Annotated in this window: 13 protein-coding genes; 4 read left to right on the top strand and 9 right to left on the bottom strand. The window is 55.2% G+C overall.

Annotated features, from left to right (window positions below; all coding sequences use genetic code 11):
* The 3 genes from A6A26_RS08505 to A6A26_RS25430 all read right to left on the bottom strand — a co-directional run bounded on the left by A6A26_RS08505 (window position 1) and on the right by A6A26_RS25430 (window position 3,437).
* Complete coding sequence (locus A6A26_RS08505; RefSeq protein ID WP_063878329.1) at window positions 1-1,293, bottom strand: lysine N(6)-hydroxylase/L-ornithine N(5)-oxygenase family protein; 1,293 nt, start codon at window positions 1,291-1,293, stop codon at window positions 1-3.
* Between the two features lie 10 nt (window positions 1,294-1,303).
* Window positions 1,304-2,857, bottom strand: coding sequence for a pyridoxal phosphate-dependent decarboxylase family protein (locus tag A6A26_RS08500; protein WP_063878328.1), 1,554 nt, complete (start codon window positions 2,855-2,857; stop codon window positions 1,304-1,306).
* Between the two features lie 349 nt (window positions 2,858-3,206).
* A complete protein-coding gene (locus A6A26_RS25430) occupies window positions 3,207-3,437 on the bottom strand; it encodes a hypothetical protein (RefSeq protein ID WP_145393581.1) in 231 nt (76 codons plus the stop codon).
* On the opposite strand from A6A26_RS25430, the gene A6A26_RS25425 reads away from it, so the two are divergent.
* Window positions 3,436-3,591 (top strand): hypothetical protein, encoded by a 156-nt coding sequence (locus A6A26_RS25425; protein ID WP_156506650.1) that lies wholly within the window; start codon window positions 3,436-3,438, stop codon window positions 3,589-3,591. The genes A6A26_RS25430 and A6A26_RS25425 overlap by 2 nt on opposite strands.
* Here the strand turns inward: A6A26_RS25425 and A6A26_RS08490 are convergent.
* From A6A26_RS08490 to rbsK, 3 genes are read right to left on the bottom strand one after another with little or no spacing between them, the layout of a single operon-like run.
* On the bottom strand, window positions 3,561-4,574 hold the full coding sequence (locus tag A6A26_RS08490; protein WP_063878326.1) for an aldose 1-epimerase family protein: 1,014 nt from the start codon (window positions 4,572-4,574) through the stop codon (window positions 3,561-3,563). The two genes, A6A26_RS25425 and A6A26_RS08490, sit on opposite strands and share 31 nt — an antisense overlap.
* On the bottom strand, window positions 4,571-5,896 hold the full coding sequence (fucP, locus tag A6A26_RS08485) for an L-fucose:H+ symporter permease (RefSeq protein ID WP_063878325.1): 1,326 nt from the start codon (window positions 5,894-5,896) through the stop codon (window positions 4,571-4,573). The genes A6A26_RS08490 and fucP overlap by 4 nt, the downstream gene beginning before the upstream one ends.
* A 9-nt stretch (window positions 5,897-5,905) precedes the next feature.
* A complete protein-coding gene (gene rbsK / locus A6A26_RS08480; protein ID WP_063878324.1) occupies window positions 5,906-6,823 on the bottom strand; it encodes a ribokinase in 918 nt (305 codons plus the stop codon).
* A gap of 385 nt (window positions 6,824-7,208) precedes the next feature.
* On the opposite strand from rbsK, the gene deoR reads away from it, so the two are divergent.
* Complete coding sequence (gene deoR, locus A6A26_RS08475; RefSeq protein WP_063878323.1) at window positions 7,209-7,973, top strand: DNA-binding transcriptional repressor DeoR; 765 nt, start codon at window positions 7,209-7,211, stop codon at window positions 7,971-7,973.
* Window positions 7,974-8,238: 265 nt separating this feature from the next.
* Complete coding sequence (gene ettA, locus A6A26_RS08470) at window positions 8,239-9,906, top strand: energy-dependent translational throttle protein EttA (protein WP_063878322.1); 1,668 nt, start codon at window positions 8,239-8,241, stop codon at window positions 9,904-9,906.
* A gap of 36 nt (window positions 9,907-9,942) precedes the next feature.
* Here ettA and A6A26_RS08465 read toward each other — a convergent pair whose 3' ends face one another.
* On the bottom strand, window positions 9,943-10,839 hold the full coding sequence (locus A6A26_RS08465) for a LysR family transcriptional regulator (protein ID WP_063878321.1): 897 nt from the start codon (window positions 10,837-10,839) through the stop codon (window positions 9,943-9,945).
* A gap of 95 nt (window positions 10,840-10,934) precedes the next feature.
* Between A6A26_RS08465 and A6A26_RS08460 the strand changes: the two genes are divergently transcribed.
* Window positions 10,935-11,936, top strand: coding sequence for a zinc-binding alcohol dehydrogenase family protein (locus A6A26_RS08460; protein ID WP_063878320.1), 1,002 nt, complete (start codon window positions 10,935-10,937; stop codon window positions 11,934-11,936).
* Between the two features lie 47 nt (window positions 11,937-11,983).
* Here the strand turns inward: A6A26_RS08460 and A6A26_RS08455 are convergent, their stop codons facing one another.
* Window positions 11,984-12,739 (bottom strand): fimbrial biogenesis chaperone, encoded by a 756-nt coding sequence (locus A6A26_RS08455; RefSeq protein ID WP_063878319.1) that lies wholly within the window; start codon window positions 12,737-12,739, stop codon window positions 11,984-11,986.
* Between the two features lies 1 nt (window position 12,740).
* Window positions 12,741-14,024 carry a fimbrial protein gene (locus A6A26_RS08450; protein ID WP_063881103.1) on the bottom strand — a complete coding sequence of 428 codons (1,284 nt, stop codon included), beginning with the start codon at window positions 14,022-14,024 and terminating at the stop codon, window positions 12,741-12,743.
* Window position 14,025: the final 1 nt, after the last annotated feature.

Raw genomic sequence — 14,025 nt, 5'->3', positions numbered from 1 at the left:
TCAATGTTCCGATTGGGCCGGGAAGGTCTGGAAGGCGATCTGCCGCTCGACGGGATAAATTTCCCGCCCGGTGAGTTCACGCAGGAGCACCGAGTTGCGATAGCAGGCCATGCCGAGATCCGGCGTGACAAAGCCGTGCGTATGCAGCTCTGCGTTCTGCACGAAGATCTGGTTATGCTGGTCAATACTGTAATTGCGCTGGACGTCGTAACGGCCCTTCTCATCCCAGCGCAGACGCTGGCTGATGCCTTCGATAAACATCGGCGGGCGATACTGATAACCCGTAGCCATCACCAGCCCCTGGGTGCGGCGCGTATACGCACAATCCTGCTCCTGCTGATGCAGGGCGAGTTCAAACTCCCCACTCGGCAACCAGCGCATGCCGGTGAGCTCCGAATGGGTGAACAGGTTAACGTTCAGCGCGCCATCCAGTTGCTTGACGTACATCAGGTCGTAGATGTCATTGATTAAGGTGCTGTTGATGCCTTTGTAGAGGTTTTTGTGGCGCGCGTTCAGCGCATCACGTTTTTCCCCCGGCAGCGCGTGGAAGTAGTCGACCCATTCTGGCGAGGTCATCTCCAGCGTCAGCTTGGTGTATTCCAGGGGATAGAAGCGCGGTGCGCGGGTTATCCAGTTAAGCTGGTAGCCAAACCGATCGATGTCCGTCAGCAGGTCGTAATAGATCTCTGCGGCACTCTGACCGCTTCCCAGCACGGTGATGGTGCTCTTTTTCTGCAGCTCCGCCTTGTCCGCCAGATACTGACTGGAATGGGTAAAGCGCGACTGATGCGATCGGCTGCATTCCGGCAGCCACGCGGCAGGCCCGGTGCCCAGCACCAGTTTACGCGTCAGCCATTCCTGCTGTTGCCCGCTGACCGTATCCACCGCACGAATACGGTAGCACTGCTGGGCATCGTCGTAGCTCACGTAATCTACCCGCGTATTCCAGCGCAAATTACTCAGCTGTGAGCACGCCCACTGACAGTACTGGTTGTACTCTTTACGCATCAGGAAAAAGTCTTCGCGGATATAGAACGAATAAATTTTCCCCTTCTGTTTCATGTAATTCAGCAGGCTGTAAGGATTGGTTGGATCGGCCAGCGTCACCAGATCGGCCATAAACGGCGTTTGCAGGTGCGCACTTTCCAGCATCATGCCGGTATGCCAGTCGAACCCCGGATTTTGATCCAGAAAGAGGCCGTTCAGCCCCTCAACCGGCTCGCTCAGACAGGCCAGGCTGAGATTAAAAGGCCCAATACCAATACCGATAAAGTCATAAATTCTGTTGTTCATCGCGCCGTTCTCACTGGTTAGCCACCTGTAATGTCATGTCACGTGCCTGTTCGCGACCGTAATGGGCGATCAAGGCAATCACATCTTCCATGTCAGCTAGCGAGGTGGTGGGATTAAGCAGCGTAAATTTCAGGTACTGGCGGCCATCCACTTTGGTACCGGCAATCACCGCATTACCGGAACGGAACAGGGCCTTGCGGATACCGGCATTGATGGCGTCCAGCTGTACCGGATTCATGCCGGGGCGCGGCACGAAGCGGAAGATTTGGGTGGTCAGTTCAGGCGCGTGCAGGACCTCAATCACCGGATGGGCTTTCAGCAACTGATGGGTTGCCTGGGTTAGCGTAATAAGGCTGTCAAACGCCTCACCCAGCTTCGCCGGCCCCATGATGCGCAAGGTCAGCCACATTTTCAGCGCGTCAAAGCGGCGCGTGGTCTGAATACTTTTATTCACCAGGTTTGGCGTCCCTTCCTGCTGAGCGCTGAGCGGATTAAGGTAATCAGCATGGTGCGTCACGTGGCTGAGGTGCTGTTTGTCGCGCACGAAGAACGCGCCGCAACTCACGGTCTGGAAGAACGACTTGTGATAATCCACCGTCACCGAGTCGGCTTTTTCAATACCGTTGAGGCGCTGGCGATGCGCTTCCGAAACCAACAGACCGCAACCGTACGCCGCGTCGACGTGCATCCAGATGCCGTGCTGCTGACACAGTGTCGCGATGGTTTCCAGCGGATCGATGCTGCCGAAATCGGTGGTGCCGCTGGTGGCGACGACGGCAATCGGGATCAGGCCCTGCTCGTGGCAACGCGCAATCTCGTGCGCAAGCTGCACGCTGTCCATGCGGTAATCGTCGTCGTAATCCACCGGAATGACCGCATCGTAGCCCAGCCCGAGAATGGCCATCGATTTCTGAATGCTGAAGTGGCTCAGTCTGGAGGTCAGGACGCGCCATTTGGCGGCATTGGCTGGCAGGCCCTGATGTTTGATCAGATGGCCCGGATGATGTGCGGCGCACCAGCTGTCGCGTGCCAGCAGCATCGCCATCAGGTTTGACTGCGTGCCGCCGCTGGTAAAGATGCCGTCGGCGCTCGCCGGCAGACCGATGCGGCTCAGCGTCCAGTCAATAACCTTCTGTTCAATCAGCGTTCCGCCCGCGCTCTGATCCCAGGTGTCCACGGAGCTGTTGACCGCGGCCATGATTTGCTCCGCCAGCAGCGATGGCAGTACCACCGGGCAGTTAAGGTGCGCCACGTATTTGGGGTGATGGAACCAGACGGCATCACGCAGATACAGTGATCCTAACTCTTCCAGCGCAGCCTCATTATTTCCCAGCGGCTGGTCAAGATCGACGGCGCTAAAAGCCGGGGCCAGCTCGTGAGGCAGGATACCGCTGAAGGGTTTCTCAACGCGCTGAACGGTGTGGGTGATCAGCGTCAGCGCCTCCTGCGTTTGCTGATGCCAGGCCGAAATTTGCGCATCATTGAAAATAAAGTCCTGAGCAGTAAGGACCGCATCAGACAGATGTCGGTGAGGCACCGACGGGTTTTGCTTACGTACCACCATATCCCGTTCCTTTATTAAAGGCGTAAGCCGCCCAGCCACCGTTTAAAAAGGGCAGCAGCCTGCGCCAGACCACGCGAGTCAATTCAGATTCAGTAACCTTTAGCCGAGACGGCTCACCCATGAGGTCAAAATTTTTGAGAATTTATGTTCACAAAAAAGCTAAAAAACTACATTTTATGTGGTTTATTTGTATTAAATGAGCAGTTGTTAATGACAATAACAATATAAATAATAATCATTATCATTCAATATTTGGAAGGGCGAGTTTTCTCATAAGGATGACTAATGTCAATTTATGTGATCTTTGTCACATAAATTGACCTGAGGAAGATAAGGGATGTTGGTTGCATTAGGCAGAATCGCACTTTCCTGCCGCCTTAGAACGCCAGGTGGATCGCGTTTTCCACCAGGCCGACGCAGGGTTAACAGCGGGATGCTCAACGATAAAACGGCGATAGCGATCTGCTGTGTGTCCAGCCAGAACAGGCTGCGGTGGCTTAAATGGCTTACAGGCGAGCAGGTAGAAGACGTGAACAGGCAGATGGGTATAAGACGCGCTATCCACGGGCTTTCGCCACATGGATGATCATCCTGCCAGCCCCACGCGTTCTGATGCAGAAGAGACTCACGCCGACGCTGTCGTGGCAGCAGAAGCGTCAAAAGCACCTGACGTTTCGTCACATCACGCGTCGGCCTGGGCGATTTACAGCACGCCGGTTTCAACCTGGAAATGACGGTGCTCACCGGGCATCAACGCCATCAACGTACCGGCGCGTTGTGCCGCTGCAAAGCCTTCTGGACGGCAGGTGGCGGGCAGTACGTAGGCAGCAACCTGCTGATCCGCATTATGCAGTATCCAGCGCGTCGCATGCGGAAACTGCGCGGTGGAAAAGCGGGTCATCAGGGCATAACCGGCCGGGGAATGGAGTTCAAACTGAACGTTCTCACCGTATTGCGCCAGATGATCGGCGAAGAAGACAATCTCCGGATCGTACATTGCAGGTTGATCCAACTGCCGGAACGCGGTGGGATCGCGGGCCAGGGAGTAGGTAAAGGCGGTCCACTGAGGAGTGGGCCGCACATGTGCCGGAACAGAACGGCGCAGCTGAAACGCCTCGTCAGGAATCGTCTGTTTAAACTGCCCTTGCGCCACCCATGCGCTGTTGATGTGACACATGTATTGCAACGGCATCGGTGCGCCAGCCAGATTTGTCACGGTCATCTCCAGCATCAGCCGCGCCTGATCGGCCCTTAGCCGTACCGCCGGTGCCGCCAGATAATGGTGACCAAACCCCTTGATGTATTCGGTTTCGCCTTCGACAGAAAGACGCTCATCCTCCAGCACTATCCATGCGGAATCCATGCGGGCGCAGGCCATTTCACCGTGAAGCGGATGCGAGTCTTCCGCGCCAGGGCAGCCATTCGCCAGCAGACCAGAATGAAAGGCAAAACAGCCGTACGTATCGATGATAGTGTCACCCGGCAGCGGCTGTTTAAACCGGTGCCCCATGGTCAGGGCACGGCCGTCAAAATTCACATCCCATACCATCTGGCCCAGAAAGGGCAACACAATCACCGTGCCCCGCCGGTTGTGAATGCGAATGGCCTCAATGCCCGCAGGATAGCGAAACAGCTCGATCCTGAAATCCTCGCTCTCCAGCAGCAACGTGGGCGTGGCGGAAAACTGTTCACGGCGCAGCGGTAAACGGGTTTTCATAGTCCCTCCTCCGCCAGGTTTGCGCGATGACGCGGCTGCTTTTTATGGCGCAGTTCGCCCCAAAAATAGAAGCCAACCCAGGCAAAACACAGCAGCGACACGCCAAATGCCAGCTGCATCGATCCCAGATGGTCGGAAACAAAGCCCTGCAAAGCGGGCACAAATGCCGCCCCGACGATCGACATCACAATAAACGCGCCGGCGACTTCAGTGTATTTACTGTCTACCGTTGCGAGCGTACCGGCATAGATCGTGGCCCAGCAGGGACCAAACAGCACGCTAACAAACACGGCGGCATAAACAGCGGTGAAATTGGGCACCAGCATGACGTAGGCCAGCGTTATCATGCCTAAAACAGAAAAGACGATAAGGACTTTCTCTGGACGGAAACGTGTCATTAAAATGTTGGCGACAAACTTGCCAATAAAGAAACAGATAAAGCTGTAAATCATAAAGCTGGACGCTTCACGCTCATTGGTCGCCCCCAGCGTCAGGGCCAGACGAATGGTAAAGGACCACACTGCAACCTGCATGCCGACGTAGAGAAACTGCGCCAGAATACCGCGTTTAAAATGGCGATTTTTTGCCAGATAGCAGAAGGTTTCGCCCAGCGTCGGCAACGTTTTTTCGTTGCTTTGCGGCTTGCAGCGCGGATAACGGGTGAACATAAACAGCAGCATGACGACCACCAGCACCATCACCAGATATTTATACGGCTCCAAAGTGTGTTCCAGCATCGATAAGCGGAACGCGTGGGCCTGCTCCGCCGTCATGTTTGCCATCTGTGTTTGCAGGCTTTCCCCATCCTGAAATACCAGATATTTTCCCAACACAATGCCCATCAGAGCACCTAGCGGATAGAAGGTCTGGCTGATATTAAGACGCAGCGTGGCATGTTGGCGATGACCAATCATTGAGCTGTAGGTATTCGCCGCCGTTTCCAGGAAGCTTAACCCAATGGCAATAGCAAAAATCGCTGCCAGAAACATGGTATAGGTTGCCATGTGCGAGGCGGGGTAAAACAGCATACAGCCGACGATATACAGCGCCAGCCCGGTTAAAATCGCCAGCTTGTAACTGGTTTTGCGGATCACCAGCGAGGCCGGAATCGCAATCAAAAAATAGCCGCCGTAAAAGGCGCTCTGCACCAGGGCGCTGGCAAAATCGCTCAGGGCGAACACACTTTTAAATTGCGTAATCAGAATGTCATTCAGGCTTGCCGCACAGCCCCACAACGGGAACAGACAGGAAAGCAGAATAAACTGGAACAGCGGGGTCTTATTTAGATAACCGTCATCTTGCTGAACAATGTTCTGGTGCATGGCCGTACCTCATTGAAGGTCGAGAAAGCGCTGAAAAGCGGTTGAGTCAGGATAAGAACGCTGCGTACCGCGTGCCGTGACGCTACAGGCCGCGTAGGCAGAGGCTTTCGCCATGGCGGCAGGGATATCACCGGTTTTCACCAGTTCGTAGGCAAAACAGCCAATATACGCATCACCGGCACCGCTGGTATCCAGTGCTTTAACCGGCACAGGGTCAACCTGATGACAGTCATCGCCGGTCATCCACAGCGATCCGCGGCTGCCCAGGGTCACGATCAGATTCTTTAGGCCACGTTTCAGTAAGGACGCGCCTGCCCGCCTCACTTCATCCTCCGTCCCCACCGGCATTCCAGTCAGGATTTCCAGCTCCGTTTCATTGGGCATAAAAAAGTCACACTGGCAGGCATACGCGATATCCAGCTCAGCCAGGGCGGGGGCAGGATTGAGGATGACGCGGATAGCATTTTGGCGAGCAAAATCGATCGCGTAGTAAACGGTTTCCAGCGGAATTTCCAGCTGCAGAATGATTAACCGGCAGCCCTTCAGCGCCTCAGCCGCAGCATCGATGTCCGCGGGCTTGAGATGTTGATTCGCGCCTTTAATAATCAAGATGCGGTTTTGCGATTGGTCATCAACAAAGATGGGGGCCACACCGCTGGAGACACCGGCCTCGGTGGTGACGAAACGTGTATCCACGCCCTGCTGTTGCAGATTGGCTAACGTGGTGGGCGCAAACAGGTCGTCGCCCACTTTGCTGACCATCATTACCTTGCCACCCAGCTTTGCTGCCGCCACGGCCTGATTGGCCCCTTTACCGCCACAACCCATTGCAAAATCGGGCGCTTCCAGCGTTTCCCCTGGCTTGGGAAAACTGTTGGTATAGGTGATTAAATCCACCATGTTTGAACCGATAACCGCAATGTCCATTCTTCCCCCGGTAAAAGACCGCTAAAATGTTATAAAAATAACACTAACAATTCACAGAGGTTAATTATGTGATAAATTTCACATATATTGTGACATAACTGATCGATAAAGCCGGAATGCGCCCGGGTTTAATGTTAATATTATAACAAACACCTGTAGCGCGAAGGCGGGCATTCAGTGGCCACAGCCCGGGTTTGCGGGGTGAAGGCATTGCGGGTAAGATAAAAATCTTGCCTGAAAAGCCTGCAACGCCTTAAATTTTTTGAAATTTGTTATGGGCTGAGTAAAAACGCGGCGGTTTCAGGTAAGGTTAACGGCACGCCAGCGATGTGACAGGCCAGGACGTATGACGTCTTCTTCAAGGAATACAGGTTTAGAGATGACAATGGAAACCCGCCGCGACGAACGCATTCGTAAACTGGCTCTGGCACTTAAGCGCACCGATAAATTACATCTGAAAGATGCGGCACAGCTGCTGGACGTATCGGAAATGACCGTACGTCGGGACTTAAGTGAACCGACCTCAAGCGTGGTATTGCTGGGCGGTTATATCGTCAGCGATCCGCGCAGCCATCCCGGGCACTATTTCATCTCCGACCAACACGGACAAAATGCAGCCAGAAAGCAGCGACTCGCTCAGGCTGCTGCCAGCCTGATTAGTGAAAACGACACGGTGTTTTTTGACTGCGGCACCACCCTGCCCTATGTCGTGGATGCGATTCCGGATGCCCTGCCCTTTACCGCCATCTGCTGTGCCATGAATACCTTTCTGGCGCTAAAAGAGAAACCGGCCTGCAATGTGATCCTGAGCGGCGGTGAATTTCATGCCGACAATGCCCTGTTCACGCCCGTGGGCGGGCATTCCATTCTGGATGATCTCTGTCCCACCCTGGCGTTTATCTCTGCGGCGGGCGTGGATAAAGATCAGGGGGCGACCTGCTATAACCTCAACGAACTGCCGATGAAGCACCATGCCATGCTGCGCGCCCGCCAGCGTATTCTGGTCGCCGACAGCAGCAAATATGGCAAAGTCCTGCCCGCGCGTATTGGCGAGCTGTCCCGCTTTGATTTACTGGTCAGCGACAGCGCGCCTGAACCGGCACTGAGTCAGTGGTTAACGCAACAACACATTCCCGTCCGCCTTCCCTGACGTCGTTTTGTCACGCACTGGCAATGACCTGCTGCTACGCTCAGGTGGATTCATGTCACCTGCGCTATATATGCTCGTCATGATACGCACGTCACCGGAAGCGGCCTTTTGCCGCCCGGTCGGACAGCGGACACAAATCAAACAGTTATGCCAAACTGCGCCCCGGCACGGAATTATCCCGGCGCATCGGCTGTGAATAGGCAGCGAAAAAGGCTAAACTTCGACATCATCCACACGACAAACAGACCCAGAGGCTCAATACAACGTGGCTCAATTCGTCTATAGCATGCATCGCGTCGGCAAAGTAGTTCCGCCAAAGCGACATATTCTGAAGAACATCTCCCTTAGCTTTTTCCCCGGCGCAAAAATTGGCGTGCTCGGCCTGAACGGTGCGGGTAAATCTACGCTGCTACGCATCATGGCCGGTATCGATAAAGATATCGAAGGGGAAGCCCGCCCGCAGCCCGGTCTTAAAATCGGCTATCTGCCGCAGGAACCGCAGCTTAACCTTGAGCACACCGTGCGCGAGTCCGTGGAAGAAGCGCTGGCCGAAGTGGTCGGTGCGCTGAAACGTCTCGACGAGGTGTATGCCTTATACGCCGAAGAAGATGCAGATTTCGATAAGCTGGCTGCCGAGCAGGGACGGCTGGAAGAGATCATTCAGGCGCATGACGGCCATAATCTGAACACCCAGTTGGAACGCGCCGCCGACGCCCTGCGCCTGCCCGACTGGGACGCAAAAATTGCGAACCTGTCCGGTGGTGAACGCCGCCGTGTCGCCCTGTGCCGCCTGTTGCTGGAAAAACCAGACATGCTGCTGCTGGACGAACCGACGAACCACCTGGATGCAGAATCTGTCGCCTGGCTGGAGCGTTTCCTGCACGACTTCGAAGGCACCGTGGTGGCGATTACCCACGACCGTTACTTCCTTGATAACGTTGCAGGCTGGATTCTGGAGCTGGACCGCGGCGAAGGCATTCCGTGGGAAGGGAACTACTCCTCATGGCTGGAGCAGAAAGATGCCCGTCTGGCGCAGGAAGCCTCTTCCGAAGCCGCACGTCGCAAATCTATCGAGAAAGAGCTGGAGTGGGTGCGCAAAGGGCCAAAAGGCCAGCAGTCCAAAGGTAAAGCCCGTCTGGCTCGCTTTGAAGAACTGAACAACACCGACTACCAGAAACGTAACGAAACCAACGAACTGTTTATTCCGCCGGGTGCCCGTCTGGGTGACAAGGTGCTGGAAGTCAGCAACCTGCGTAAATCTTACGGCGACCGCGTACTGATCGACGGCCTGTCGTTCTCTGTACCGAAAGGGGCCATCGTCGGCATCATCGGCCCGAACGGCGCCGGTAAGTCGACCCTGTTCCGCATGATGTCCGGTCAGGAACAACCGGATTCCGGCGAGATTGTGCTGGGTGAAACCGTGAAGCTGGCCTCTGTCGATCAGTTCCGCGACAGCATGGATAATGCCAAAACCGTATGGGAAGAAGTCTCTGGCGGTCAGGACATTATGCGTATCGGCAACACCGAAATGCCAAGTCGCGCCTATGTAGGACGCTTTAACTTTAAAGGCGTGGATCAGGGCAAACGCGTGGGCGAGTTGTCCGGTGGTGAGCGTGGTCGTCTGCATCTGGCAAAACTGCTGCAGGTGGGCGGCAACATGCTGCTGCTCGATGAGCCCACCAACGACCTGGACATTGAAACCCTGCGCGCGCTGGAAAACGCCCTGCTTGAGTTCCCTGGCTGCGCCATGGTGATCTCGCATGACCGTTGGTTCCTTGACCGTATCGCGACCCACATTCTGGATTATCAGGATGAGGGCAAGATCGAATTCTTTGAAGGTAACTTTACCGAATACGAAGAGTACAAGAAACGCACGCTGGGCGCAGATGCGCTGGAGCCGAAACGTATCAAGTACAAGCGTATTACTAAGTAATTGCGGGGCGGCAGCGATGCCGCCCTTCTCTTTTCTTCAGCGGTAAAATTCGCGGAACACAGGCGACTGCAAAGCAAATTCAATATATTTCATCAGCGCAGGCGAGTTCAGTTTACGACTGGGATACACCAGCCACAGTTCATTCCCCTCCATTTCCCATTCCGGCAGCACCGTTACCAGACGCGCATCGCCCCTGTCGCCGTCCGTTAAAAAGCGGGGCAGCAGCGTAATACCGGCACATCCCAACGCCGACTCACGGGCATAGAGTAAATTATCGGTAAGGTGCGCAGGCGGAAGCAGCCAACGATGATATTGATCGTCGCGTTTCAGCACCCACTCGTTCCAGGCCCGGTGCGCAATACAGCGATGCGCGGCCAACTGTTGGGGATGGGTAATCGGCGGATGCTGGTCCAGATAAGCTTGTGCGGCCACCAGCGAGCGCTGGCAGTAGCCGACGCGGCGACCAATCAGGGACGACTCCTGCGGCTGACCGGTGCGTAAGGCCAGATCAAAGCCGTCCTGCACCAGATCGCGAATATCATCCGAGACAGAGATATCCAGCGTGACGTCAGGATAGTGGCGTAAAAACGCAGCGTTGCAGCGGGCCAGCAAGGTTGCGCCAATGCCCGCCGGGCTGGTGATGCGCAGGCGACCGCTGGGATTTTCCCGTAGACTGGCAATGGCCTGTTCGGCGCGCTCGCTGGCCTGCATCATCTCCTGGCAGTGCAGCAGATAGCGTTCCCCTGCAAAGGTCAGGTTGAGCTGGCGCGTGGTGCGGTTTAACAACCGGATGCCCAGCCGCTGTTCAAGCTGGCTAATCCGCTGGCTGACGCTGGATTTCGGTAAGCCTGCCCGTTCTGCCGCGGCGGTAAAACTGCCGCACTCCGCCACTAACGCAAACAGCGCCATATCCTGCCACTGACGAAACGCCATTGTTCACCTCAGACGAACACTGTAATAACTATTGTCCATCTTATCAGCATCGCCTCGGGGTTCTACACTTTAGAGAACACTACAGGAGAGAAATTATGTCTGTTCGCGCAATTGCTGTTGATCCAGAAAACCCAAAAAACTTCGTTGAAATTTTCCCGGAAACCCTCACGCCAGGCGAGTATGACCTGCGCGTTCAGGTGAAAGCCGCCTCGGTCAATCCGGTCGATACCAAAGTTCACAAAGGGGCGATCAAAAATGGTTTGCAGGTACCACGTATTCTCGGCTGGGATGCCAGCGGCGTCGTGCTGGAAACCGGCAGTAAAGTCAGCGGCTTTAAGCCGGGCGATGAAGTGTACTATGCGGGCGATATTACTCGTCCGGGCAGTAACAGCACGGAGCAGTTGGTCGATTCACGTATCACCGGTCATAAACCGAAAAAACTCGACTGGGCTGCTTCTGCGGCTATCCCGTTGACGGCGCTGACTGCATGGGAAGGCCTGTTTGAACGGCTGGATATGGCTGCGGCGCGTGAGGATCAAACGCTGTTGATCGTGGGCGGTGCAGGCGGCGTAGGTTCACTGGCGATTCCTCTGGCGAAAATGCGCAGTAAAGCCAAAGTGATCGCCACCGCGTCACGGGAGGATTCCGCCCAGTGGTGCCGCGATCGCGGAGCCGATCTGGTGCTCAACTACAAAGACATGGCTGCTGAGCTGGAAAAGCACGGCATTAAGCAGGTTGATTATATTTTTTGTCTCAACGATACCGATGGTCACTGGGACACCATGAGCCAGCTTATTGCTCCTCAGGGCCACATCTGCACCATTGTTGAGAACGAACATCCACTGTCGATGGATCAACTGAAGTTAAAAAGCGCCGCGCTGCACTTTGAGTTTATGTACACACGCAGCATGTACAACACGCCGGACATGGCGCAGCAGGGGGAAATCCTGAATGCCGTCGCCGACCTGCTGGACGACGGCAAGCTGCAAAGCACGCTGAACGAAACGCTTCACGGCCTGAGTGTGGAAACGCTTGAGGCTGCCCACCAGCGCGTGCTGGAAGGCCATATGCGCGGCAAGGTCGTCATGGTTTACTGATGACGCAGGCGGGTGGCAACCAATACGGCCATCCGCGCGTGGCGGGTTCACGGTGAGCCAGAAGCCAGGTTCAGGTTGGCCGTGAACGCCTGGGGATTCCCTTGGTCGTCCAGCGCGGTGAAGTTAAGCACAGCGTTGCCTGTCGCTAAAAGCGGCGAGTCACCAAGCAGGGGATAACGTTTACTGGCGAAAGGTGCCAGCGTTTTATCCCCGTCCAGGTAAACAGGATAATGTTTTCCGCCCGCCGTCGCCGTCATCTTCCCTGGGGTAAAAAAGTAACGGCTCTGATTGCTGGCCTGAATAAAAAACTGCCCTTGTGTTTTCCTGATCTGAAACGTAACCGCCTTAACGCGTGCCGCAAAAGGCATCGAATCCGTAAACGGGCGATTAATCACTTTAAGCTGGGTGTTCAGCGCCACACTGATCTTATCGTTGCCCGCCCGCAGACTGCTTTTTTTCACTGAACTGATTTCGTAAAGATTGAGCCAGTAAAGGGATTCCCGATCGGTGGGAAGCTGTGCGGCCAGCTCGGTGCGCAAAACCGCGATCTGTTTTTTTTCATCCTTGTTCAGCGTAAAAACCCCGGGGAGCGCGACAAAAGGAAAGGCTTTACTGCCGGGCGATGTTTCCGGTGAGCCGCCGTCGACCCAGGTCTGGATCAGGACAGGAGATTCACCGCTGTTGACCAACAACAGCGGGACTTGCACCTCGCCGGGATGAAAGATGATTCGGCTTTGCTGCGGAATAACCGCGGCCTGGGAGTGAGTGATGATGCACATGACGAGCAGCAGGATCTTTTTCATATTATTGCAGCCGAATGAGGATCGAGGCCGTCGCATCAACATTGCCCGCCGTGACCGTTTGTCCAGGAAGCTTTGCAAGACTGGCAGTGAAATTACGCTGATACAGCGTTTCGTCACTCGGCTGACCGCTGCTAATAACCTGCGCGTCCTCCAGCACCGGCCGCCATCCTGCATTGCTGCTAAAACTGCTCCAGCTCAGAAACGATACCGCACTTCCCCCGGAGGTTTTCAGCTGAATCCCCACGCCTTTCGCCAGTGAAGGCAAACTGTCATAGTGATCGGACACCAGGTAGCTGGAAATCCCACTTCCAGACGTCAGACCTAACTGCTGTGCCTGCAACCACGCGGCGTAGCTGGGTTGAAATCCCAGTGACAGTTGGCCTGAGTTTATCCCGGAAATCTTATCTGTCCCCGCCGCGCAGGCCAGCGTAATGCTGAGCGGAGCCGTCGCGGTTTGCCCTTCATTGAGGGCATTAATACTGATACTGGGGAAAATCACGTTCGCGGTGTAATTTTCAACCCGGCAGCCCTGGGTGAGGTTTTGCGTCAGGGTGGCCACCGGCGCGGTATTCATACCGAAAGCCATATAGCGTCCGGACCCCCAGGTTTCAAAATGATTCCAGCTGTCCTGGCCCGCTTCGGGCACATCCATCCCCGGCCCCATAAACACTACATAGCCGTTCGGCTGATTGCAGTTGTACGAGCCGGTATAATTGTCCGCCGCCGCCGCCGGGCATCCCCACGACGAATAACCCGGCGTGCGATTGTTTTCAGAGGTACGGATTAATTCGGCGCTGATGGGGCTGAAATCCCGCCCGCGGATCAGGATTTTATTCCCCTGAATGTCATACTGCGTCAGCGGCACTTTTTGCCAGATACGGGTAAAAGGCTTACCGCTACGCACATGAATCAGCTTTAACGCGGTGAAGGGAAAATAAGTCTGAAAATAACCGCCGCCCATGTCCCAGGCTCCGCCAACGTTACTGTCGCCATTGGTGGCGAAGACTTCAAACAGCTGGTCTTTATCTGCCAGATCGCATTGATATAACACGCGATCCGGATTGGCATTGTTGATGGCCGGTACCACACGAAATACCGAGCGGGCCAGCACGGTGCCTACGGGCTGATAACGTAGATTCATCAAGCCGATATTGCCGAAATTCAGGGACGCTCCGCAGGCATCACATCCCTGATCGACCGGATTCACCCGCGTGCAGGTGGCATGAGCAGGTAGCCATGCCGCCAAAAGAAAGCATGCCATCACAGCTAAAACGTACTTCATCATT

Origin of the sequence: Pantoea sp. OXWO6B1 (genome assembly GCF_001641135.1) — a bacterium.
In the GTDB taxonomy this organism is placed as follows: domain Bacteria; phylum Pseudomonadota; class Gammaproteobacteria; order Enterobacterales; family Enterobacteriaceae; genus Pantoea; species Pantoea allii.
This window is presented reverse-complemented; position numbering and strand designations above follow the sequence as displayed.